Source organism: Gemmatimonadota bacterium (genome assembly GCA_009692115.1).
Taxonomy (GTDB): Bacteria; Gemmatimonadota; Gemmatimonadetes; order Gemmatimonadales; family GWC2-71-9; genus SHZU01.
In genome coordinates, this window is sequence record SHZU01000016.1 from 1 (window position 1) to 23205 (window position 23205).

Genomic DNA, 23205 nt, shown 5'->3' on the forward strand with positions numbered 1-23205 from the left:
AGTAATGAGGCTGAGCTTAGGCCATACCCGCAACTTGTCGAGCGAGTCAGCCGGTACCGGGCACAGCTCGCGGACAAGCGGCCGAGGAAGGCGACTGTATTGAAACAAAGTGCTACGGGCATGCTACTAGTAGTCGGCGCTTCAGGCGATGTGCCAGCGGAGACTTCATTCTGGGATGACTTCAAGGCGTGTGTCGGTGAGTACTGGTGGGCCCCCGTAGTAGCTCAAGTTGCATGTGGCATCGGCGCAGCGGTAATGACGTGAGGTCGGCGCCGCGGTTAGCTAACCTCGACTGTGGCCATCCACGCGGCGTAGCAGCGGCGTCGTCGAATCAGCCGAGTGCCTCGATACTGGCCCGGATCATCGGCACGTTCGCCTCGAGGTCACTGTTGATCAGAATGTGACCCTTGGGCGGCGTGATCAGGTAGCGAGGCCCTTGCTCCAGATATAGTAGAGGTTCTCGGCGATTCGGAGCGGTGGAAACGGCGGCGTCCATGCCGGGTTGTTCTGGGCCGCCGCCGGGCCCGGCCCAACCGCCAGGGCCAGCAGGACGGCCGCGACGGTGGGCGTTGCTCGCACGATGGGCATCGACATATTCGACTCGGCTAGAATGTCAGGACCAGGGACCCCACGATGGTCCGTGGGGCCACCGGGAAGAAATATCGCGTGGACCCGTCGGTGTAGCCACTGGCGTAGGCTCGTCCATTGAACAGATTCTCGGCCTGGACCCTGATCGAGTACCGGCCCAAGGCCACGGACCCACCTCCTTCGAACAGGGTGAAGGCCGGGGCCGTGAGGGCCGGATTGCCGTCGTTGGCGAGGAATGCCCGCCCCGAGTGCCGGACGCGAGCCGTCACCGCGATGCGGTCGCGAACTCGCCAAACGCCGTGGAGATTCGCGAGCACCGCTGGTGAAAGCAGGGGCGGGACGTGGCGGTAGGTCACCCCGGTCGCCGCGTCGGTGTACGCGGCGATCCGGGCTCGCATCCACATCGCGTTCCCGGTGATCGTCAGGGCCGGCCGGAGCCGCCACTCGCCTTCGAGTTCGAGACCGACCCGGCTGCTCCGGTCCACGTTCCGCCTGAGTTGACTCCCGGTAATCGAGATCGCGCCGATCGGGGCGATCTCATTCCGGAACCGCATCACAAACAGATTGGCGTTCAAGGCAAAGGCCCCCGGAGCCCATCGGAGGCCGGCCTCGATGTCGGTGACCGACTCGGGCCGCACCTGATCGAGCGGTAACAGCTCGGCCGCGGCCCCGGCGTCGAGGTCGTCTGCGCCGGCAAAGAGGTCGCTCCGGGTCGGCTCCCGTCCGGTCCTTCCCATCGAGGCATACACCGACAGGTCGGGCCGGGCCCGCCAGGTGACGCCAAGCTTGGGACTGACGAAGACCCAATCGATCATGGGCTCGCCGAAGGTCGACCCCGGCGTCGGCCGGTACCGAAACGCGGCCCGGCGGATTTGAAGGTCACCGTGCCAGTCCCAGGCGCCCCGAGTCCAGGTTGCCTTGAGGAAGGCGCTTTGGTCCTGCTTGAATCCGGTGTTGTCATAGGCGCGCCTGACCAGATCGGGGCGTACGAACAAGAAATGATCGCGTTGGTAGCGGCTCGCGTGGACGCCGGCCGAAAAGGCTACCTCGCGGGTCTTCCACGCCACGGTCGACAACAGGCCGTACCAGACATGGCCGAGATTGAAATTCCAGAGATCGGAGCCAACAACCACGTCGTAGTTCCCGGCGGCGCTGTTCCGATACGCGGTCGTGGTCACCGTTGCCGACCGGGCCAGCTCCCGGGTGTACTGGACGCTCGCCATCTCCTGATGGAAGTCGTCCCTCTCATCCGGCGACATCGGGTTGACCCGCGGATTGACCGCGAGCTCGGCCTCGGACGGCGCATAGTAGGCGAGTTGGGTTCGCGAACGTCCCGCAAAGCCGGTGAACTTGAGCGCGTCGCGAGTTCCGAACCAGCCGGCGCTCAGGAACCCCGACCGGGCGCGGTTGCCGGAGTGCTCGCGGTACCCGTCGGTTTCCTGTCCCGAGAGCCGGCCATAGGCGGCAAAGCCCCGGCGGAATCCGGTGGCCCCCTCGGCGCTGACGCGCTTGGTGCCCCAGGAGCCGGAAGTCAGCTGGAGTTCGCCGAACGGGCGAGTGGCCGCGATCGGAATCGATTCGAAGTTGAGCGACCCCGCGTACGACGCCGTCCCGAAACCGCTCGAGCCGACGCCGCGCTGAATCCGGACCGACTGGATCGAGTTCATGAAGTCGGGCACGTTCGAGAAATAGAGGACTTGGTCCTCGGGGTCGTTGAGCGGGACCCCATCGAGCGAAATCGTCAACCGGGTCTGATCGATGCCCCGGAGCCGGATCGCACTGTAGCCGGAAAAACCGCCGGCGTCGGAGGTGACCGTAACACCCGTGAGGCCTTGGAGCGCCAGCGGTGCATCTTGGCCGGCGTAGCTTCGCTCGATGGTGGCGCGGTCGAGGGTGGTCTGCGACGTCGGCGGGGCACTCCCGGCGCGGGTGGCCCGCACGACCACCGTCTCCAAGGTATCGCGGCGCTTGGCGAGGGGCAGGGTGTCTTGCAGTAGCAAGAGTGGAATCAGGTAGAACACAGTCGGATCCCTCACGTGAAAAAGCCACGCAACCCAGCGAGCGGGTGGCGTGGCCCAACGCGGCGGCAACGACACTCGCCGCACTCCCTACGCCGGTGTTGACCGGGTCAGGTTCCAAGAGACTTTCTCAACCCCGCACTCTGCGGAGTACCCCTGGCGGCTCGTGAATGAAGGGATAGTGCCGTCAGCCCCGCCGCGCTAGGTTCCACGCCCCATGTCACGACCGCTCGTCGAACTCGGTGGGGCCGGCCCGCTCCTCCACCTTGCTCCCGCCAACAGCTTCCCGCTCGGTGTCTATCGGCCCCTGCTCGAACCGTGGCTCGCTCGATTCCGGGTCGTCGGCATCCCGCCTCGCGGGTTGTGGCCCAATGCCGGCCCCGCCCCCGAAGGGCCAGGGAGTTGGGAGTCCGTGGGCGAAGAACTCGCGGCCGGTATCGTGGAACACGATCTTCGGGATGTCATCGCGGTGGGCCATTCGTTCGGGGCGGTGGCCTCGCTGGTGGCCGCCGCTCGACGGCCAGGCCGGTTCAGCGGGCTCGTACTGCTTGACCCGACGTTACTGCTCCCGGCCCACGTCGACTCGATCTATCATCCCGACGAAGAAGGGGTGCCACGGCATATGCTTGCCACCCGGGCCCGATTTCGGCGGGCGGAGTTTGCCTCGGAGCAGGAGGCATTCGACTACTGGCGGCCGCGGCCCCTGTTCCGGGATTGGCCGGATGCGTCACTCTGGCACTACGTCCGCGGGGGACTCCGGCCCGCGGACGACGGGGCCGGGCTCACACTAGTATGGCAGCCGGATTGGGAAGCCCACTACTACGAAGGGCTCTATCGGGATGCTTGGCGCGAAATCGGCCGGCTCGAGCCGTCGCTCCCGGTGCTGCTGATTCGGGGTGGGACCACCGATACGTTCACGCCCGCCGCCGCCGAGCGGTTCCACGAGATCCGTCCCTCCGCCACCATCATGGACCTCCCGGGTTTCGGCCACCTGTTTCCCCTGACGGCTCCGGCCCGGACGGCCGAACTGATCACCAACTGGATTCGATCGTCTCGACCCACTTCGTGAGGAACGCGTTGGCCTGAAACCCGTCTAAGACCCGATGGTCAATGGTCAGCGTCACGTAAATCTTCGGTTTGGCCACGATCCGGTCGCCCTCGACGACCACGGCCCGCTTCTCGATCTTGCCGATGCCCAGAATGGCCGACTGGGGCCGGTTGATGATGATCGGTGTGGCCACCAGGCTCCCGCTCACCCCATGATTCGAAATCGTGAAGGTGCCGCCTTGGACGTCCTTCGGCGTTAGGCCCCCCGAGCGCGCCCGGGCGGTCAGGTCGGCCAGCCGCCCGGCCGTCTCGACCAGGTTGAGGGTCTCCGCCCGCTGGATGACCGGCACGATCAACCCGCCGTCCTTGAGCGCCGTTCCGATCCCGATGTTGCAGTCCTCGAACAGCTCGAGCGCCTGATCATGCCATCGGCTATTGACCTCGGGCACGGCTCGGAGCGCTGCCACCGTGGCCTGAACGAAGTACGCCGTGAACGTGGCCGCCTTGTCGGTAGCCGCCCGATGCGCCAACACCGCGCTCAAGTCGGCCTCGAAGATCGTGGTGACGTGCGGCGCCGCCGCCATGCTCTGGCTGAGATGCGCCGCAATGCTCTTCCGCATGGCCGAGTGCGGCACCATCCGGCTGCCGGAAGCCGCCACCGTCGCCGGCCCCACCGCCTCCACATCCTCGACCGTAATCCGTCCCCCGCGCCCAGTCCCCGTGATGGTCCCCGGATCAATTCCCCGTTCCTTGAGGAGCCGCCTTACCGCCGGGCTCAGATCCTCGGCACTCAGCCCTCGGGTCTCGGCGCTCGGCGGAGGGGGCGCGGGCGCGGCCGCTTCCGAGTGCCGAGCGCCGAGCGCCGAGTGCCGGGCCCTCAGCCGTCCCACTGGTTCTCCGGGCTCGACCGCTTCGCCTTCGGGTTTCAGGATTTCGGCCAGGACGCCGTCGTGCGGGGCGGCGATTTCGACGGTCACTTTGTCGGTGGTGATCTCGAGGAGGGGGTCATTGGCGGAGACGGCGTCGCCGACGGATTTGAACCATTTGCCGACGGTGTTGGTGGTGCCTTCGGTCTGGTCGGGCGGGAGCAGGATATCGGTCAGGGCAGTCATCGGTTCATTCTAACCTCGCCGAGTCGACTGGTCGATCCCGCTAGAACGCCCGGGAGACGCCAAGAGTCACGGTCCGCGCCGGTCCCGGCAGGAGTCCGCGGCTTCGGTCGACGACGTAAAGCCGGTCGAAGAGATTCTTGATCGCCACCGAGAGTTCCACCCCGATCGCCGGGATCTCCTGCCAGAGGCCGAGGTTCCAGATTGTCGATCGGGCGAGGGGCCCCTGCTGCCCATCCGGACTCAGCACGGTGGTATTGAGGGGATCGGCGAACATGGCGCTGGTGATGATCACGTCACCCCGAACCCGGGTCCCACCCCGAGGCTCAATCGATCCCCAGGCGGAAGCGAGATGGGTGGCGGCATAGGGAAGGCGGTTGCCGGTCACGGGGACCCGGTCGCGAGTCTGGGCGGCATTTTGGCCGACAAAGACCCTTCCTATCCCGTCGCTCGCGGTGTTGCCGACGAACACGAACCGGGGACCGTGATAACGGGCGGTCGCTAGGTACGTGTAGGTCGCACCGAGGTCGATCGGCGTCCTGGTGCGGGCAATCGGGGAGAGGTTGACGTTGACGGCGAACTCGAGTCCCGCGTGGCGGGTGGCGCCGGCACTGGTGAGCGCGGCCCCGGCTCCGCCCGCGACGCTCGATGGCACGACCTGGTTGCTGAAATCCATCCGGAAATAGGTGGCTTCGAACGCCCCGGCCTCTCCGAGTCTAGCCCGCACACCGAGCTCGTAGTTCCAGCTTGATTCAGTGTCGATGTCGACCGTCTGGCCGGAGTTGTCGAGAATATCCTCGGTTCGGGGCGGCGAGAAACCGCGATGGACCCCGGCAAACAACGTCAGGCGATCGTCCGGAAGCCAGGTCACCCCGATACCCGGGATGGTGGTCGTGAGTGAGGTTTTGCCGATGGCCGTGTCGGCCAGGGCGGGACCGACCAGCCGATTGGCTCTCCGGAAACGCACCTGCTCGAACCGAAGGCCCGGAGTGAGGCCGACCCGCCCGAACTGGAATTGATGCTGCAGGTAGGCCGAGAGGGCGAGATTGCTCCGGAGGTTGTCTTCCTTGAGGCCGGCATTGGGATCGCCAGCGGGTCCCGGTTGACGCGCGTTAGGCGACCCGCCATTGACCTGGCGGCGAATCTGTTGTTCGGCGTGGAGCCGGACGCCGAGCTCGGCCACAACAGGGATCGGACCGAGGTGGTATTGGGCTTTGAGCCGGGGCTCAACCGCCCCCACGTGGTAATCGCGAAGCCGGCCTTCGTTGCCGCAGGTCGTCGAGAGGTTGGCGAGCCCGCCGCAGCGGGGATCGGCCGCGTCGTTGGGCCGCTGGCCCGAGTTGCTGGATTGGCGCCACCAATCGCGCGAGACCAGGTAGGCGTAGGCGGTGGTCGAGAGGCTGATCCGGTCGCCGATCGCCAGGCGGTGGGTCAGGTCGGTGGCCCATCGGTCCAGGAACATGGAGTCGTTGCCGAACGGGTTCTGGCGCGGGTTCGCGGCGAACTCCGCTTCGGTGAGGCCGGAGTAGGTCACCTGGGATCGCTCCGCGTAGTAGTCGGCACGCCAGGTGAGCGATTGATTGGCACCGAGGGGGAGCGCGACCTTGGCGCTAAGGTCGGTGAGCCGCGACCCAATGTTGTCGCCGGAACCCGCCCCGCTTTTCCGCAGTCCGTGGAGGGCCACCGCTGCGGCTCCAACCCTCCCCTGAGCCCGGCCCGCGAGGTTGAGATACTCGCGGTTGCCGATGGTGGTCGTTATTAGCCCCTTCCACTCTCGGGAGAGCGCCGGGGTGAGGTAGTTGATGACCCCGCCGATGGTCTGTGGTCCGTACCGGATCTGGCCGCTACCCTTGAGCACTTCGATCCGGTCGAACCGCTCGATCGGCGGATGATAGTAGGTGGCGTTGTCGCCGTAGGGCGCAATCGTGAACGGGATACCGTCCTCGAGCAGCAGCACCTTGGCCGATCGAGTCGGGTTGAGGCCTCTGATGCCGATGTTGGGCCGCAACCCGAGGCCCTCCTCATCCCGAACCAACAGACCGGGCACCACCCGGAGCGCCTGGCCGGCATCTCGGGGGTTGATGGCCTTGAGCAAGCCGGCCGACACGAGCGTCCCGGACCCAGGAATCCCAACCAGGGCGGCCGGAGCGCCGATGACCTCAACGGTGGGGAGCTGTCGGCCTCGGTGGGCGGTGGAGTCGCGTTGTTGTTGGGCAGCAGCGGTGGCCGCGAAGAGGGCGGTGGCGACGCTGACAGCGGAGGAAAGTCTCATCAACCAGTCAATACTTGAGAATGAGTTTCATTCTATAATATTTCGACCTCCAATCATAGGCCAGCATCTTGGTAAGTCAACCACTTATGACTTGGCGAGCAAATCGAATTTCCTGGGAGCGATCGCCGTTGCGAACCTCACGATCCGCGCGCACGCCTCGCGTAGATGCCCGTCCCCGGTTCCGAGAGTAATGCGGACGTGGCCCGCCCCGCTTGGGCCGAAGCCTTCGCCGGGGGTGACTGAAACGCCCGTTGCGTCGAGCAGGCCGCGGGCGAACTGTTTGCCGTCGAGCCCCGTGCCGCGAATGTCGGCGAAGAGGTACATCCCCGCGTCCGGCATCCGGACCTTGATTCCTTCCAGTCCCGACAACCCATCGATCATCACCCGGGCCCGCCGTTCGTAGGACGAGCGGATGGTTTCCAGTTCGGCGCCGCCGGTCGTGATGGCCACCGCCGCCGCGTCCTGGATGAATTGGGCCACCCCGAAATACATCGCCCGCGCCAGATTGGAGAGATGCCCGGCCAAGGCCGGCGGGGTGACCGCCCATCCGCAGCGCCAGCCGGTCATCGCGTGGGATTTCGACAGGCTCGAAATCAGAATGCCCCGTTCCAGCATCCCAGGCAGGTTGAGCGGGCTCTCGTGATGCTTGCCGGTGTAGTAGAGCGCGCTGTAGACCTCGTCCGACACGAACCAGAGGTCGTGCTTCCGGCAGAGCTCCGCCACCGCCAGGGCCTGGCTGGCCGTTAGGCAGGCGCCGGTCGGGTTGTGCGGGAAATTGAGGATGATGCCCCGGGTTTTCGGCGTGACGGCCCGGGCCAACGCGTCGGGGTTGAGCTCAAAGTTGTCATCCGGCCGAAGCGGCACCTGGACCATTCGGGCACCGGGGGTTCCGAGGACGGCCTCGTAGGTCACGTACGTCGGCTCGGCGACGAGGACTTCGTCGCCTGGGTTGAAAAGACACTGAGCCACCCCGAACAAGGCCGCTTGGGCGCCGGGGAACACGGTCACCTGTCCCGGGTCGATGGTCGCCCCAAGGGTCCGGCTGCTCTCGGCCGCAATGGCCCGGCGAAGCGCAGGCTCCCCGCCGATCGGGCTGTAATGGGTCCGACCGCCGGCCAGGGCCGCATTGGCCGCCTGCCGAATCGCCGCCGGCGTCTCAAAATCAGGGTCGCCAATCGACAGCAGGATGATGTCCTCGCCCCGCCCCATCCGCTCGACCGCATCATCATGCACCTGCCACGCATCGGACCCTTCCCCCGCGATCCGCTTCGTCAAATCCGAATACTTCATCTCAACGCTCCGAGCGCCGGGCAAAAAACGCGGGCTTCAACGCCGGTTCGATCGGCAACGAAAGACTGGTGATCGCGCCGGTGGCGTCCATGTGGAACTGGACCCGCCACCGAAGCGGATTGGCCGCGCTCCTGGGTTCGGCCTCAAATACGTCGTAATGCCAGTGCTCCATGCCGAGGTTGAAACTCGAATAGGCCAACTTGAGCTTGCCGTCGACCAGGGTGACCGTCATGTCGCCGTACCCGGGATGGGTGTAAGTGCCGGCATAGTCGGCCAAAGGGTGCGAGGGCGAGGTGCCGCTCACGCGGCTGGCCACGTCCTTGGCGCGAACCGAATCGGCTCGGGCCTTGGCGCGGTCGGCCTGGGCCTTGAAACGCCCGCTCCAGTTGATCGGCTCGAGACCGAGGAGCCGGTCGTAGATCATGTAGGGAATGAAATCACGGGTCGGGGTCCCGTTCAGGTTGGTCAGGACCACGACCCCGATCGAATCGTTGGGAAGAAAATTCACTTCCGCCGAGAATCCGTCGATGTTGCCGCCGTGATGGACCAGCTTGTGTCCCCGGTAGGTATTGACGAAGAAGCCCATCCCGTAGGACTCATGGCCCAGGTCGAGGCCGCCCGGCCCCGGGGTGGATGGAACCGGGATGACCATCTGGGGTGCCTGCATTTGGCGGGCCTGGGCCGCCGGAATGATCTCCCGCCCCTCGAACCGGCCCTGGTCCAGGTGCATGGTGACGTACTTGAGCATTTCCGTAATGTTGGCGTTGATCGAGCCGGCCGGCCCGATGGCGTCGAGGTTCCGGTACGAGATCCTGACGACGGAATCGCTCGGAAGCCGGGCGTAGCCAAAGGCGTAATCCGCCGACCGCTGAAGGTCATTGACGGAGGCGTCGGCGGTGGCCATCCCCAAGGGCTCGAACACCCGGTTCTTGACGACGGTTTCCCAGGGGAGTTGGTCGAGCTTTCCAGAGAGATATCCGGCGGTCATGTACATCAGGTTCTGGTACTGCCAGACACTCCGGAAGTCACGGGTCGGCTCGAGGTAGCGGAGCCGCTGGTAGAGGTCGTCGCGGGTAAAGGTGCCGCCGCCCCACATGACGTCGTGACGGGGGAGCCCCGACCGGTGGACGACCAAGTCGCGGGGGGTCATCCGCTCGCTCACGGCGGCGTCGAACATCTGGAAGTCGGGCAGGTAGCGGCGGACCGGGGCATCCCAGTCGAACAAGCCGGCCGCGGCCTGGGCGGCGAGCGCGGTCACCGCGAACGACTTCGTGACCGAGCCGATCGCGAACTTCGTGGTCGGGGTCACCGGGATCTTCGCCTCGAGGTTCTTGAACCCGTAACCCTTGAGGAGGACGATCCGGTTGCCCTTGACCACGCCAATGCCGAGCCCGGGCACTTTCCAGGCCTTGAGGACCGAGTCGATGGCCGCGTCAAAGGCTTGATCGAGCACCTTGGGCAGCGGTTTCCGCTGCGCCGCTCCCGCTGAAACGACGACAACCGAGGCTACTAACCACAACGATCCAGCACGACGTACCATGGAGACTCCAAGCAGAGGGTAGTTAGGTTAATTGTACCCAATTCCGTGAACGACGCGAGGTGTGAGATGATCTGGGACATGGTGTTCATCTACGAGCCCGAAATGGGCAACGGGGCCAACCTGTTCGACCGCTATCGGGCGGCCGGGGTCGACTTCATCTCGGTGCACCCGGCCGGCGACCGGCACAACATTCAGGAGGCCATGAAGCGGATCGCCCGGTGCCGGGCGGACATCGCGGCGCACCCGAATGCGGTCTTGGTCTACTCGGTTGACGACATCGCCCGGGCCAAGCTGGCGGGCAAGCTGGCGGTGGGGATCCATCTGGAAGGATTCCGGTGCCTGGAGCGCGACCTTTCGATGATCGAGGTCTACTACCAGCTCGGCGTCCGGTTCGTCCACCCGATCTTCAACCTGAACAGCGAGATCGGCGGGGGCGGCGCCGACCGGCACGAGACCGGGCTCACCAAGTTCGGCGTCAAGATGGTGCATGAAATGAACCGGGTCGGGATGCTGGTCGACGGGGCCCATGCCGGGTATCGCTCGACCATCGACATGATGGAGGTGTCGGAGGCGCCGGTCATTTTCAGCCACTTGGCCTGTCATGCTATCCACCCCCATTTCCGGAACGTGAAGGACGACCAGGTCAAGTTCTGCGCGGAACGGGGCGGCGTGATCGGGATTACCGGCGCCGCCTTCTACTTGGGCGGCGCCTCCGCCGAGCAGTACTTCCGCCACCTCGACCACGTGGTCCAGTTGGTGGGTCCGGGGCACGTCGGATTCGGGCTCGACTACCTCGATCAGGCCCACCACCTCGCGGCCTATATCGAGGCTCGGCCGGATGAATGGCCCGGCAAGGAACAGGGCGCCTGGGACCCGATGCTGTTTCTCGGTCCGGCCATCATTCCCCAAGTGACGGACCTGATGCTGAAGCATGGGTACACCGACGAGCAGGTCGGGTGGATTCAGGGCGGGAATTGGGAATCGGTGTGCCGGCGGGTTTGGAAATGACCTTGGAGTTGTCGCCCCGGGACCAGGCGCTGCTCGCGGGCGATCACGGACCCGGCGCCCGGCTCGCGATGTCGATTCTGGTCCGGATGGCTGGGGTAACCGGGGTGGAACGGCTGATGGACATCACCGGCGCCCATATCGACAGCAGCCTCTACATCGGCGATGCCACGCTCGCGTTCGCCGAGCGACTGGCATCGTTAGGCGCCAAAGTGGCGGTGCCGTCGTCGCTCAACGTGAGCGGGGTCGATGAGCACGGCTGGAAGGACTGGCCGGTGCCGCCGGCGTGGGCCGCGAGTGCCCACCGCCAGATGGTGGCCTACCAGACCATGGGGTGCACACCGACGTGGACCTGCGCCCCATATCAAACCAAAGCCAGGCCGGTGTTCGGGCAGCAGATTGCCTGGGGCGAGTCGAATGCGATCTGCTTCGCGAACTCGGTCATCGGAGCCAGGACGGAGCGCTATCCCGACCTGCTCGATATCTGCGCCGCCATCACTGGGCGGGTCCCGGAGGCCGGCCTCCACCTCGACGCCAACCGCGGCGGCCAGGACCTGTTCCGGCTGCTCGATATTCCCGAGTCGATCCAACGGGACGACGCCTTCTATCCGGTCTTGGGCCACTTGATCGGCAAGATCACCCGGGAGCGGATTCCGGTGATCGAGGGGTTGACGGTGGTGCCGGCCGAGGACCAGCTCAAGGCCCTGTGTGCGGCCACTGCGTCGTCAGGGGCGGTGGCGCTCCTTCACATCATCGGGGTAACCCCCGAGGCGCCGACCAAAGAGGCCGGGTTCCGGGGAGCGAGCCCCGAGCGGACCTTCGATGTGACGATGGATGGGCTCCGGGCGGCGCGGGCCGAGTTGACCACCTCGGCGGGCGCGGCGCTCGACATGGTGGTGCTCGGGAGCCCGCACTTTTCGGTGGCCGAGTTTCGGCAACTGGCGCCGCTGCTCGTGGGCCGGCGGCGGCACGCCAATGTCGAGTTTCTGGTGACCTCGAGCCGGATCATGTCGCTCCTGGCCCAAGATGCCGGTCTGCTCGAACCGCTCGAGGCGTTCGGCGGCAAGGTCACGGTCGACACCTGTGTCTTGACCACACCGATGCTTCGTCCCGAGATCAAGACCTTGATGACCAATTCCGCTAAGTACGCCTACTACTCGCCTGGGCTGCTCCGGACCGCGGTGGTGTTTGGGAGCTTGGCCGATTGCGTCGAATCGGCGATCCAGGGCCGGGTGGTCCGAGACGAGTCGTTATGGGCCGCGTAATCCAGGGCGAGGTCATCGTGGCGGGTGCCGGATCGGGCCCGTTGTTGGTAACCGACCAGGCGCTCAGCTTCTGGGGCGGCTACGATCAGCTCACCGGCGAGATCATCGACCGGCGTCATCCGTTGTCCGGCCGGATCGCGACGGGTTCGGTACTTGCGCTCCCCGCGTCCCGCGGCTCGAGCACGACCTCGGCGGTATTTCTCGAAGCGGCCAAGGCGGGCACGGCACCGGCGGCCATCATCACGATCGGGCCGGATCGGTTTTTGGCCTTGGCTTCGATCGTCGCCGATGAAGTGTTCGGGAAGGGCATTCCGATGGTGGCCGTGTCGGCCGCCGACTTCGGCTTGCTGGTGACCGGGACGATCGCGGTTGTGTCTCCCGATGGCCGGATCGAGTTGGGTTCAACCTGCAAGGTTCCGAGTGATGAAACGCTTCTGGCTCTGGGTGACGGCCATCGCGCTGGTCGCCGCCGGCTGTAGTTCGCTGCAATAGTCGGCCGCACTACGGCAGGTCGGTTTCGCGCTGGCCGGCTGGCGGGGGTCGGTATCGGCAAGATCGTTTCCGGCACCAAGCTCTCGATGCTCGACTACGGCAAACTCACGGTGGCGTTGGCCCGCCAAGACGTGCCGCTCGACTTTCTGGTCAACGTGGAAGCCCTCAATCCAGCCGAGAACAAGGTCACCGCCAAGATGATCCGGCTGGGGTGGGCGCTACACCTCAACGACAAAGAAACGATCAACGGTGTGGTCGACACCGCAGTCGTCATGGAACCGGGAAAGCCGGTCATCATGCCGATGCGGATGCGAGTCAACCTGGTGCAGTTCTTCAACGGCCCCGCCCAGGACATGGTGGACCTGGCGGCGGCGGTGGCCGGGCTCAATCCCGATCCGACCAAGATCAGCCTGAAGGCTTCGCCCACCGTCGAAACGCCGTTAGGGCCACTCGCCTATCCCAACCCGATCACCATCGTTAGCCGGACGATTCGTTAACGGGGTGGCAGGTAGCGGTTGAAGTGAGCGACCAGTTTCTTCAGTAAATACTTGGCGTAGTACTCCCGCTGGGTCCAGCCGTGGGTGGCCGCCGGGGCAAAGGCAAAGTCGAAGTCCTTGCCCAGCTTCATCAGCTCGTCGGCCAGGACGACGGATGTTTTGAACGGGACCACGTCGTCCTGCATCCCGTGGATGATCAGCAAGTGGTCTTGCAAGCTCTTGGCGTAGTGGAGCGCGTTGCCCCGGGTGAAGGCTTCGGGGTTGGTCTTGGGCCGGCGGGCAATAGCCACGTCGTCGCTTCCGAAGAAGAACGGATTGGTGGCTGGCGCACCGGCCACGCCCGCTTTGAACAGGCCCGGCTTCTTGAACAGCATGAAGACGGTCAGGGTGCCGCCATAGCTCGATCCCCAGATGCCCATCCGGTCGGTATCGGCGTAGGGTAAAGTCTTCAAGTAGTCGACCGCGCTTTCGAGATCGTCGAGATCGCCGCCGCCCCAGTCCATCAGGAATCGCTCTCGAAAATCCCGCCCGTAGCCAGTGCTGCCCCGGACATCGACCTGGACGACGACGTAGCCCTGCTGCACCAAGAGTTGCTGCATCATGCCGTAGAGCCCGTTCCAATGATTCCGAACCGTATTGGAGTACACCGGGCCGAAGATGACGGGATACTTCCGCGACCGATCCAGGTTCGGCGGCTCGAGGATCCTGGCGTGCACCGTGAACGGATCGGTCTTGTGCTTGAACGACACGTAGCGCGGCGTGGCCCAGGGATAGGTGGCGAATTCGGGCGGCGGCGAGTGGGTAACTCGGCGCTCCGGCGTGGGCCGGCGGGCGTCGGTCAGGTACAACTCGGTCGGGCTCCGGTCGTCGCTATGGAGGACTGCGAGCATGAGGCCGTCCGGTGAGAGTACCGGAAGATGGACCCCGGGCCGAGTCGTGATCCGCTGGGCAACGCCGCCTTGCCTCCCGATCCGGTACACGTGCCGCTCCGCGGGTCCGGCTTCATTGGCCACGAAATAGATGCTCCGGCCGGCGGAGTCGACCAACGGGGTCACCGCGCCGCGGTCGCCGGTGACATCGTAGGTGGCCGGGGTCAGCGCGGTCGGGGTGTCGCTGCCGGGTGCCAGCGAATAGAGCCGGTAGCGATCATCGAGATCACCGACCAAGATGATCCGGGTACCGTCGGCGTCCCACGTGGCGGTCACGGCGTTATAGATCCGGGTCTCCCGCCGGTCGTGCCAGGCCACGGTGGTCGAGGCATCGGCCGGATCGGCGATCCGGATCCACCGGTCTTCAGCGGTATCCGATTCGCGGTCGATCAGGAGCTTTCCCCGGCTCGACCACACCATTCCGATGTTCTGGACCGACGTTGGATCCGGGAGGTCGAGCGGCCGAATGGTGCCGGTGGCCACGTCGAGGAAGCTGATGGCCCGGCTTTCGTTGACATCGCCGGGGGACCCGCGGCGGAGCAGATTCTGACTGGTCTCTTCGCTCAGGTAGTACGGCAGCGGTACCTGGCGGACGTGCCGGCGGTCGACGATCTGGACCGCGATGGTCCGGCCATTGGGAGACCACGCATACGGAGGCATCTCGCCGCCCCAGACGTAGCGGCCGATCTCGACGTCCGGTTTGAAATAGGTGCCGAGCCTCACGGTGCTTGGCGGCGCCACCGCGACCCGGGTGATCTGGGTGGGCCGCCCGCCGGCCACCGGGACGAACCAGAGATCGCCCCGGCTGAGAAACGCGAGTGTCTGCCCGTCGGGCGAGAGGGTGAGGTCGGACTGATTCCCGTCAGTCGTGGCAACCTTGACGGCCTCGCCCCCGGACGGCCCGACCCGCCAGATCCCGTCACCGGTCGAATAGAACAGGGTCTTCCCATCCGGCGCCCAGGCGAAATCGCCGGCGCCGTTCCGGCTGAGACGGATCGGTTGCCCGCCGGTTCGGGCCACCACCCAGAGATCCCGGCCCGGCCGGGCTTGGTGGTTCCAGAGAAATGCGACCCACCGGCTGTCGGGCGACCAGGCCGGCGCCACCGGCGACGTGCCGGCCAGCGATGGCGCGGACGACACCAACCGGTCGACGGTCAACTGGGGCTGGTCCTGGCCTATCAGGGCCGGAGTCACGAGAAGGAGCGTGGTGGGCACGATGGCAAGGATTCGCATGCCTGAAGCTTGGCGCGAGAGGGGCCATGGCGTCAAATTGAAGCCACGATGCTTACGACACTCCTGATGAGCGCCGCAGTGCTCGGCGCGATCGACCCGCCCGCCGGGCTCCAGAAGCTGGCGAGTGAATTCTGGGCCTGGCGGGCCAAAACCCAACCGGCGAGCGCCGACGACATTCCCCGAATCCACCGCCCGGCCGGATGGGTGCCGGATTGGTCGAAGGGAGCGGTGGCCGACCGTCGGCTGGTGTTGGCCCGGTTCGAGACTCGGTGGACTGCGATCGACACCGCCGGTTGGGCCGTGCCGGATCAGGTCGACTATCGCCTGATCGGCTCGGCGCTGGCCCGGGTTCGCTGGGAGCTCGACGTCAATCCGGTCTGGCGGCGCGATCCGAATTTCTACGTCCAGCAGACACTCGGCAGTCTCTTTGAAATTCTGGTCCTGCCGCCGCCGTTCGACGCGGCCCGCCGCGAGGCGCTCCGGCTCCGGCTTCGCAACATTCCCCGCGTGGCCGAGCAAGGCGCCTCGAACCTCGACCAGGCGATCCAGCCCTTCGCGGAACTCGCGATCGCGTCGCTCGGCAACGTCCGGCATCAGCTGACCGCGATGGCCGCGGCAGTCGGCGGCTTGGGCGGCGCCCCCGACTCGGCCATCGCGGCGTTGGAGCGGTTTCGCGGCGGGCTGACCCGTCGGCTGCCGACGATGCCGGTGCGGACGGCGGTGGGTCCGGAAAAGTATCGGTGGTTCCTGTCCCGCGTGGCGCTGGTGCCGTTTTCGCCGGCTGAGTTGCTAGCTATGGGCCGCCAGGAGTGGGAGCGGTCGGTGGCGTTCGAATCGCTCGAGCAGGCGCGGAACGCCGGTCTCCCGGAACTGCCGCTGTTCCCGACGATCGAGGCCAACATCGCCGCGGAGGCCGCCGACGAGGCGGGAGTCCGCCGGTACCTCGAGGACAAACGGTTGCTCACCGTGCCGGGGTGGGTGAAGCATTTCCTCAATGTGCCGGTGCCGGCGTACCTTGGACCCCTGGCGTGGCTCGGCGTGCCCGACGATCTGACCGGTCCGTCTCGGCTCGACCAAGATGGGGTCCACTACATCCCGCCTCCATCGCCCGACCTTGGGTACTTCGGGCGCTCGATGGCCAAAGATCCTCGGGGCATCATCGTCCATGAGGGCATTCCCGGTCACTACTTTCAGATGGTGTTGTCGTGGGCCCACGAGAATCCGATTCGCCGGCACTACTACGACTCGGGGCCGAACGAGGGCATCGGATTCTACGCCGAAGAAATGATGCTCCAGGCGGGTCTGTTTGACGATCGGCCCCGATCGAAGGAAATCATCTACAACTTCATGCGGCTTCGGGCCCTACGGGTGGAAGTCGATGTCCGGCTCGCAACCGGCGAGTTCACGATCGCGGAAGCCGCCGACTACCTCCGGCGAACCGTGCCGATGGATCCGGAGACGGCCCTCGACGAGGCCGCGAGCTTTGCGGCGGGGCCTGGGCAGGCCATCACCTACCAGATCGGGAAGCTCCAGATCATCAGAATACTGGCGGATCTGAAACGGCAGCAGGGTGACCGGTTCGACCTCCGAGCCTTCCACGATTTTGTCTGGAAGAACGGCAACGTCCCGTTGTCGCTGGTGCGCTGGGAGTTGTTGGGCTCGCGGGACGAGATTGCCCGGATCGATCGAAACCGGCGGCCATGAACCGGGTCCGGGTGCTTCGCGCGGAGGCCCGATGACGCCGTGGCTAGACCGCCTCAGGGCCGGGGGATGGCGCGACCGGTTCGGCGGTCTCGGTGACGACTGGCGGGTTGCCGGCCGCCGGCTCCGGCGTTCCCCTGGGTTCGCCGCGGCCAACCTGGGCCTGCTCGCGCTCGGCGTCGGGGCCACCCTGGTGTTAGGCGGCATCGCCCGCGGTGTCGTCCTCCGGCCGCTGCCGCTGCCCGAGCCGGAACAGCTGTTCAGTCTGGCGGAGGAGAATCCGGGCGGTCAGGTGCGGCTGCCGGACTATCCGACGTTCCGGGAGTGGCAGGCGCAGTCCTCCGTCTTTCGCCAAATGGCGTTCATTCGCGGCAACGCGGCGCAGTGGACGAGCCGGGAGACCACCGAGCGGCTGTTGATCGGATGGGTGTCGCCGGAGTTCTTCCCGCTCTTGGGGCGGGCGCCGATGCTGGGCCGGGCTTTCGGGGCCGGCACCGGCGAGCGCGTCGCGGTGGTGACCCACCGGTTCTGGCGGGAACGGCTCGGAGCTGATCCCGCGGTCGTCGGCCGGGTCCTCACCGTCGACGCCCTGCCGGTCGAGATCATCGGCGTGATGCCGCGGGGAGTCGGGTATCCGACGTGGGCAGAGATCTGGATGCCGTTTGAGGCGATGCCCCCCGCGGTCCGCCGGAGCGTCGAGCAGCGGGGAATTCGGGCGGACGGCCGGCTGGTGGGCCGGCTCCGGGATGGTGTGGTGACGGAGGAAGCCCGGGCCGCGATGGCGGTCGTGGCGGCGCGGCAGGCTGACCGCTATCCGGTCGAGCAGGGCGATTTTCGCGGTGTCCGTCTGGTGCCGCTGCTGACCGAGTCGCTGCAGAGCAGCCAGGCCGCGCTCGGCGATCCCCGGCAGCCGCTCCGGTATGTCGCGGCCGGCCTGGCGCTGCTCCTGCTCATCACCATCGCGAATCTCGCCAACCTGGCCGTGGCCCGGACAGCCGCCCGGGCCGCCGAGCTCGAGTTGCGCGGTGCGTTAGGCGCCGGCCGCGGCCGGTTGATTCGGTTGGTGGCCATCGAAACCGCGGCCGTGGCCTTGGTGGGCGGGCTCCTGGGATGCGTCCTGGGTGTCGCCGGGATCGCCGAGGTCCGGCGCCGGGCCGGGGGGCTGCTCCCGCGGGCCGAGGAGATCGGACTCGATCCGGTCTTGATCTGGGCCACGCTCGGACTGGTGATGACGGTCGTGATGCTCGTGGGCGTGGTTCCCACCATGTTGGCGCTCCGGTCGGTCGGTCGGGTAACCGGGTCCTCTCATCGGGTGGCGGGGAACCGGGCGCACCACCGGCTTCGGCGCGGGCTCGTCGTGGTGCAGATCGCATTCGCGGTCATCATGGCGATCGGTGCGAGTCTGGTGACGGAGAGTCTGGTCCGAAGCCTCGAAGTTCCGCTCGGATTCGAGCCGGACGGCCTCGCGACCGCCCTAGTCGAACCGAACGTCGAGGATTACGGTGATCCCTCCCGCCTCGTTGCCCTGTATCGACAACTCGCGCTCGAGTTCAAATCGATTCCGGGGATTACCGCGACCGGGCTGGTGAGCCACGCGCCGCTCGTGTCCGGCTCGATGCCGACGCGAGTCTTGGTTGGGGAAGAAGACGCCGCCGATGCCGCCGCCGGACGCCCGGCCATGTTCGTCGCCACCGACCCGGACTACTTCACAACGGCCGGGATTCCGGTTCGGAAGGGCCGCCTGTTCGAGGACGCCGATCTGGCCGCCGAAAATGGCAGCCTCATCGTCAATGAAGGATTCGCTGCTCGGCTCTGGCCGGGGCGCGATCCGATCGGACAACGGATCGGGATCTTCCGCTCGGTCATGGGCCGGGCCGACTTCGGTCAGCCGATCGAGGGCCGGATCGTGGGTGTCGTCGGTGATGTGCGCCATTGGGGCGCCGAGATTGCTTCGCCTGATATGGTGTACGTGCCCTTTACCTGGAACCCATGGCGGCACACCCAACTCGTGGTCCGAGGATCGCCGGCCGCGCTGGTCCGCCTCGTTCCGACGCTGGAGACGTCGATGCGCCGCCTCCACCCCGAGTTGGCGACGCGCGGGGCCGCCGGACCGTCGATCCAAACGTTCGACCGCGCCCGGCAGGCCTCGGAGCTTCCCCGACGATTGCTGACGTGGCTGATCGTCGGGTTCGGTGCCGCCGCGCTGGCGCTGGTTTCCGTCGGCCTCTATGCCGTGATCTCATATCTGGTCGGTCAGCGAAGCCGAGAACTCGGAGTGCGCCTCGCGCTTGGGGCGACGAGGCAGCGGGTGGCCCTGATGGTGCTGGGCGATGTTGCCGGGCTGGTCGGGATTGGGCTCGTGGTGGGCCTCGCGGTGGCGTTTCTTGGCGCCGAGGCCACTCGGGGTCTCGTGTTCGGCGTCGGCCCGCGCGATCCGATGGCCTACGGGGTTGGAGTGCTGATCCTCACGATCGTTGCGCTCGCGGCGTCCGTGGGCCCGGCCTGGCGCGCGGCGGATACCGACCTCACCGCGGTGCTCCGTGGCGATTGACGGCTCGCGCCGTCGAGCCATCGCCGCCACCGGCGGCCGTGGGATGAACCCACGGCCGCCGCTTCGGGACGATTTTACCGCGGGGGGGCCGGCCGCCGTGACCGGATCGGCGGCGCCGGTTCCGGCTTGAGCACCACGGGCTTCTCCCGCAAGAGCCGGAGCGCTTCCTGAACGCCTCGTTCCAGTTGCGGGTCTTGCCCAGCCAGCACCGCCTTGGGTGCCATTTCGACTTCGATGTCCGGCGCCACGCCTTCGTTTTCGATGGCCCACTTGCCGCTCAGATCAAAGAACCCGCCGCGCGGCGCCAACATCCCGCCACCGTCAATCAACGGCGGAGTATCCCAGATCCCGACCAGGCCGCCCCAGGTCTTGGTACCGATCAACGGCCCGATCTTCATCCGCCGGAACATGAACGGCAGCATGTCGCCGCCCGAACCGGCACTCTCGTTGATCAGCATGACTTTGGGTCCCCAAATGCCGGCGGCGGGCGTCGTGAACGGGCGCCGCTCGCCGACCGGGTTGTTGAAATATCCGTGCAGGTCGCGGGCGACGATGTCCACGATGTAGTCGGCCACCGAGCCGCCGCCGTTGAATCGCTCGTCGAGGATCACGCCCTGGCGGTCTTGCTGGGCGTAGTAGTACCGATTGAAGAACGTGTAGCCGCCCTGGCCGGTGTTCGGCAGATAGACGTACGCCAGTTTGCCGCCCGACAACTGGTCGACCTTCCGGCGGTTGCCCTCGACCCAGTCGAAGAGCCGGAGTTGTGATTCGCTCGCGACCGGTACGACGGTGACCCGACGCGCCCCATCGGGCGCGGGCCGGGTGTTGACGGTCAGGGTGGTTTGCTTTCCGGCGGTGCCTTCGAGCAAGCGCTGGAGGTTGTCGGTCCCGGCCACGTCGGTGCCGTTGATGGCCAGGAGGTAATCACCGACGTTCACATCGATGCCCGGCGCGCCGAGCGGGGCTTTCAGGTTGGGGTTCCAGTTTTCGCCGGCGTAGATCTTGGTAATCCGGTACCGGCCGCCTTCGATGTCGTAGTCGGCGCCGAGGAGGCCGTTGTTGACGGTCGGTACCGCGGGCAGGTCGCCGGGGAAGACGAACGAGTGTCCGACCGCGACTTCGCCGCCCATCATGTCCTGCAAGTACACCAAATCCGACCGGTGCCGAACGTCGTCGGCCATCGCGTTGTAGAGGGCCTTCGTCTTGACGTAGTCGGCGCCGTGCAGGTTCGGGACGTAGAGGAAGTCGCGCTGGAACCGCCAACCTTCGTCGAACATCTGCCGGAACTCGGCCCGTGGATCGACCATGATCTGCACCGAGGCCAGATTGACGGCGCCCGCGCCCGGCGCCGGCGGGCCCTTGTCGGCGTCGACGATCTGCCAGCCGCCGGTGGCGTTCTGAACGAGCAGCTTTTTCCCATCCGCCGAAACGCGATAGTCGCGGACCGCCGTCGAAAACGGGATGGTCTTCCGGTCGGAGAGTTGGAACCGGTGGAGCGTGTTGGCCGGCGACGGGCCCGCCGTGGCGCCGGTGGCCGGGATGTCCTCCAGAAAGAATATGGTGCCCGCCGCGCCCGCCCGGAGTCCGGAATAGTTCCGGAGGGCAGCGCCGACCGCAACGATCCGGCTCGAGAGTCCGTCGAAGTCGATCGTCACGACCTTCGAGGTGTCGGGCTTGGCCTTAGTGGTGTCGGCGGCTTTTTCGTCGTCACTTTCCGGGAGGAGCGGCGAGGGCTCGCCCTTCTTGAGCACCGCGAGGTAGACCGCGTGGGTCACCGGCCGCTGATAGGACTGCATCTCGAGCCACTCGGTGTTGAGGCCGAAGTCGGTCGAGGCCAGGAAATAGAGATACTTGCCCGAGGCGTCCCAGGCCGGCCAGGTCGCGTCGGCCATCCCGTCGGTTACTTGGGAAACCTTGCCGGTCGCGACCTCGGCGACGAACACCGAATGCAGTTGGGTTACCAGCCGTTTGGTGTAGGTGATCCACTTCGAATCGGGGCTCCACGACGGATTCATCGACCGCTCGGGCACCATGTAGTTGTCGGTGTCGAGGTGGGTGGCCTTGGCCGTCGCGATGTCGACGACCCACAGTTTGAGGCCCGTGTCGGTGAACAACAACTTCTTCGAGTCGGGTGACCACTGCGGGGTGTATTGGAACGTCGGGGTCGGGAGGTCGATTTCCCTGGGCGGGGCACTCCGGTCGGCCGGTGCGATGACCAACCGATACTCACCGCTCTTGTCGCTGAACCACGAAATCCACTTCCCGTCCGCCGACCAGGCCGGGTTCCGCTCGGCGCTACCCGACGACGCGGTCAAATTCCGCCAGTCGCCTTTTTCGGCCGGGACCGTGATGATATCGCCGCGGGCCTCGATGACGGCGCGCTTGCCGGTGGGCGAGAGGGCCGCATTGAACACCAGCCCGGTTACCGGCTTCCACTGCGGCGTGAGCCAGGGGAAATCGCCCCGGGCCGTAATGTTGACCGCTTGGCTTTGGCCGGTCTTTGGATCCAGGGTGTGGATCCGACCGCCCTTCTCGAAGGCCAGCACGCCACCGCCCGCCGCCAACGTCTTGATGTCGTAGTCGGTGAACTTGGTGACTTGGGTTAGCTGCTTGGTCCGGGTCTGGTAGGACCAGATGTTCATCAGGTAGTCGCGGTCGGACAGGAAGTAGATCGTTTCACCGATCCAGACCGGCTCGACGTCGCGGCTCTCGGTCCAGGGCGGGGTTTCAAGGTCATGCGTCTCGAGATTCTGGATCCAGACCGGGCGGGTTTGGCCTCCACGGTAGTTCCGCCACTCCGGGTCGGAGAGGTTGGGCATCACATACGCCATCCGCTTGCCGTCGGGGCTCAGCGAACCCTGCGAGGCGCGCGGCACCAGCAGGGCGAGTTCGGGCCCGCCATCGATCGACACGGTCCACGGTTTGGTGTATAACGTCGCCGACGCCCGGTTCGAGACGAAGACGACCCGGCGGCTGTCGGGGGTCCAGCCGATGACCCACGTCCTCGAGGGGTGCCACGTCAGCCGCTTGGGCTCGCCACCTTCGACTGGAACGAGGTACACCGACTCGGTACCAGCGTACTTCCCGGAAAAAGCCACCCACCGTCCGTCCGGCGACAACTTCGGGTCGGCTGTCTCACCCTGGAAACTGGTGAGTCGCCGGGCATCGCCGCCGGTCCGGTCCACGATCCAGATGTTGTTGGCGTAGGCAAACGCGATCTGTTTCTCACTGATCGAGGGCTGCCGGACCAGCAGAGTTTGGGCGGCGGCAGGAGCCGATAACGCGACCACGGTGGCGAGGAGCAGGCTACGAAAGCGCATCGATGTTTCCGGAGTGAGGTGAAGGACTTGGATCTGACCTGAAGTAATAGATTGGCCCGATTCGTAGGGCAATGAGCCCTTTGGGAGTCGCAATGAATACTCGTACGATCCTGGCCGTGGCCGTCGTGGCCTGGCTGGCCGGCCACCAAGACCGGCCCTCGATTTTTGCCGCCGGCTCGGTGTCGACCGCGGCCCCGGAGTTTGCCTTCGGTGACGTAGGCCTGCATGGCGGAGTCGATCCGAGACAGCCCGGCAGGGGCAAACCCCATTTCTCCGGGCGTCCGGTGGGAAGCCCCTGTGACTCGGCAACTCCCCCGATGGTCAGAGCGAAGAACAGGCACGGCACGC

The 23205-nt window shown here is 66.2% G+C and carries 14 protein-coding genes, 1 pseudogene and 1 riboswitch; of the genes and pseudogenes, 7 read left to right on the forward strand and 8 right to left on the reverse strand.

The window, feature by feature from the left end; all coding sequences use genetic code 11:
* Positions 1-334 precede the first annotated feature (334 nt).
* Positions 335-486: pseudogene (locus EXR94_14090) on the reverse strand (subclass B3 metallo-beta-lactamase).
* A 119-nt stretch (positions 487-605) separates the two neighbouring features.
* Positions 606-2684 carry a TonB-dependent receptor gene (locus EXR94_14095; GenBank protein MSR03845.1) on the reverse strand — a complete coding sequence of 693 codons (2079 nt, stop codon included), beginning with the start codon at positions 2682-2684 and terminating at the stop codon, positions 606-608.
* A riboswitch (TPP riboswitch) is annotated at positions 2676-2774 on the reverse strand. It overlaps the preceding gene by 9 nt.
* Before the next feature lie 49 nt (positions 2775-2823).
* Between EXR94_14095 and EXR94_14100 the strand changes: the two genes are divergently transcribed.
* Positions 2824-3675: an alpha/beta hydrolase gene (locus tag EXR94_14100; GenBank protein MSR03846.1), complete on the forward strand. Its 852-nt coding sequence runs from the start codon at positions 2824-2826 to the stop codon at positions 3673-3675.
* On the opposite strand, the gene EXR94_14105 is transcribed toward EXR94_14100, so the two are convergent.
* The 4 genes from EXR94_14105 to EXR94_14120 form a co-directional block, all read right to left on the reverse strand.
* Positions 3638-4765 carry a 2-oxo acid dehydrogenase subunit E2 gene (locus EXR94_14105; protein ID MSR03847.1) on the reverse strand — a complete coding sequence of 376 codons (1128 nt, stop codon included), beginning with the start codon at positions 4763-4765 and terminating at the stop codon, positions 3638-3640. The two genes, EXR94_14100 and EXR94_14105, sit on opposite strands and share 38 nt — an antisense overlap.
* A 40-nt stretch (positions 4766-4805) precedes the next feature.
* Positions 4806-7034, reverse strand: coding sequence for a TonB-dependent receptor (locus EXR94_14110; protein ID MSR03848.1), 2229 nt, complete (start codon positions 7032-7034; stop codon positions 4806-4808).
* Between the two features lie 84 nt (positions 7035-7118).
* Positions 7119-8324, reverse strand: a complete 1206-nt coding sequence (locus EXR94_14115; GenBank protein ID MSR03849.1) for a pyridoxal phosphate-dependent aminotransferase — start codon at positions 8322-8324, stop codon at positions 7119-7121.
* Position 8325: 1 nt separating this feature from the next.
* On the reverse strand, positions 8326-9864 hold the full coding sequence (locus EXR94_14120; protein ID MSR03850.1) for a serine hydrolase: 1539 nt from the start codon (positions 9862-9864) through the stop codon (positions 8326-8328).
* Positions 9865-9930: 66 nt separating this feature from the next.
* On the opposite strand from EXR94_14120, the gene EXR94_14125 reads away from it, so the two are divergent.
* The 4 genes from EXR94_14125 to EXR94_14140 all read left to right on the forward strand — a co-directional run bounded on the left by EXR94_14125 (position 9931) and on the right by EXR94_14140 (position 13123).
* Entirely contained in the window at positions 9931-10872 is a 942-nt protein-coding gene (locus tag EXR94_14125; GenBank protein MSR03851.1) for a hypothetical protein, read from the forward strand.
* Complete coding sequence (locus EXR94_14130) at positions 10869-12134, forward strand: DUF521 domain-containing protein (GenBank protein MSR03852.1); 1266 nt, start codon at positions 10869-10871, stop codon at positions 12132-12134. The genes EXR94_14125 and EXR94_14130 overlap by 4 nt, the downstream gene beginning before the upstream one ends.
* Positions 12122-12613: a DUF126 domain-containing protein gene (locus tag EXR94_14135; GenBank protein MSR03853.1), complete on the forward strand. Its 492-nt coding sequence runs from the start codon at positions 12122-12124 to the stop codon at positions 12611-12613. Before EXR94_14130 ends, EXR94_14135 begins: the two co-directional genes overlap by 13 nt.
* Before the next feature lie 99 nt (positions 12614-12712).
* Positions 12713-13123 carry a hypothetical protein gene (locus EXR94_14140; GenBank protein MSR03854.1) on the forward strand — a complete coding sequence of 137 codons (411 nt, stop codon included), beginning with the start codon at positions 12713-12715 and terminating at the stop codon, positions 13121-13123.
* Here EXR94_14140 and EXR94_14145 read toward each other — a convergent pair.
* Positions 13120-15285 (reverse strand): S9 family peptidase, encoded by a 2166-nt coding sequence (locus EXR94_14145; protein ID MSR03855.1) that lies wholly within the window; start codon positions 15283-15285, stop codon positions 13120-13122. The genes EXR94_14140 and EXR94_14145 overlap by 4 nt on opposite strands.
* A gap of 66 nt (positions 15286-15351) precedes the next feature.
* Here EXR94_14145 and EXR94_14150 point away from each other — a divergent pair, with 66 nt between their 5' ends.
* On the forward strand, positions 15352-16989 hold the full coding sequence (locus EXR94_14150) for a DUF885 family protein (protein MSR03856.1): 1638 nt from the start codon (positions 15352-15354) through the stop codon (positions 16987-16989).
* A gap of 31 nt (positions 16990-17020) precedes the next feature.
* The gene (locus EXR94_14155) at positions 17021-19537 is read left to right on the forward strand and encodes an FtsX-like permease family protein (GenBank protein MSR03857.1); all 2517 of its coding nucleotides are present in this window, start codon (positions 17021-17023) and stop codon (positions 19535-19537) included.
* A 74-nt stretch (positions 19538-19611) separates the two neighbouring features.
* On the opposite strand, the gene EXR94_14160 is transcribed toward EXR94_14155, so the two are convergent.
* Entirely contained in the window at positions 19612-22857 is a 3246-nt protein-coding gene (locus tag EXR94_14160) for a protease (protein ID MSR03858.1), read from the reverse strand.
* Positions 22858-23205 lie beyond the last annotated feature (348 nt).

Coding starts and splice junctions, on each gene's coding strand:
- EXR94_14130 (MSR03852.1), top strand. CDS start 10,869: ATGACCTTGGAGTTGTCGCCCCGGGACCAGGCGCTGCTCGCGGGCGAT.
- EXR94_14150 (MSR03856.1), top strand. CDS start 15,352: ATGAGCGCCGCAGTGCTCGGCGCGATCGACCCGCCCGCCGGGCTCCAG.
- EXR94_14120 (MSR03850.1), bottom strand. CDS start 9,864: ATGGTACGTCGTGCTGGATCGTTGTGGTTAGTAGCCTCGGTTGTCGTC.
- EXR94_14140 (MSR03854.1), top strand. CDS start 12,713: ATGCTCGACTACGGCAAACTCACGGTGGCGTTGGCCCGCCAAGACGTG.
- EXR94_14160 (MSR03858.1), bottom strand. CDS start 22,857: ATGCGCTTTCGTAGCCTGCTCCTCGCCACCGTGGTCGCGTTATCGGCT.
- EXR94_14100 (MSR03846.1), top strand. CDS start 2,824: ATGTCACGACCGCTCGTCGAACTCGGTGGGGCCGGCCCGCTCCTCCAC.
- EXR94_14145 (MSR03855.1), bottom strand. CDS start 15,285: ATGCGAATCCTTGCCATCGTGCCCACCACGCTCCTTCTCGTGACTCCG.
- EXR94_14135 (MSR03853.1), top strand. CDS start 12,122: ATGGGCCGCGTAATCCAGGGCGAGGTCATCGTGGCGGGTGCCGGATCG.
- EXR94_14125 (MSR03851.1), top strand. CDS start 9,931: ATGATCTGGGACATGGTGTTCATCTACGAGCCCGAAATGGGCAACGGG.
- EXR94_14110 (MSR03848.1), bottom strand. CDS start 7,034: ATGAGACTTTCCTCCGCTGTCAGCGTCGCCACCGCCCTCTTCGCGGCC.
- EXR94_14115 (MSR03849.1), bottom strand. CDS start 8,324: ATGAAGTATTCGGATTTGACGAAGCGGATCGCGGGGGAAGGGTCCGAT.
- EXR94_14105 (MSR03847.1), bottom strand. CDS start 4,765: ATGACTGCCCTGACCGATATCCTGCTCCCGCCCGACCAGACCGAAGGC.
- EXR94_14155 (MSR03857.1), top strand. CDS start 17,021: ATGACGCCGTGGCTAGACCGCCTCAGGGCCGGGGGATGGCGCGACCGG.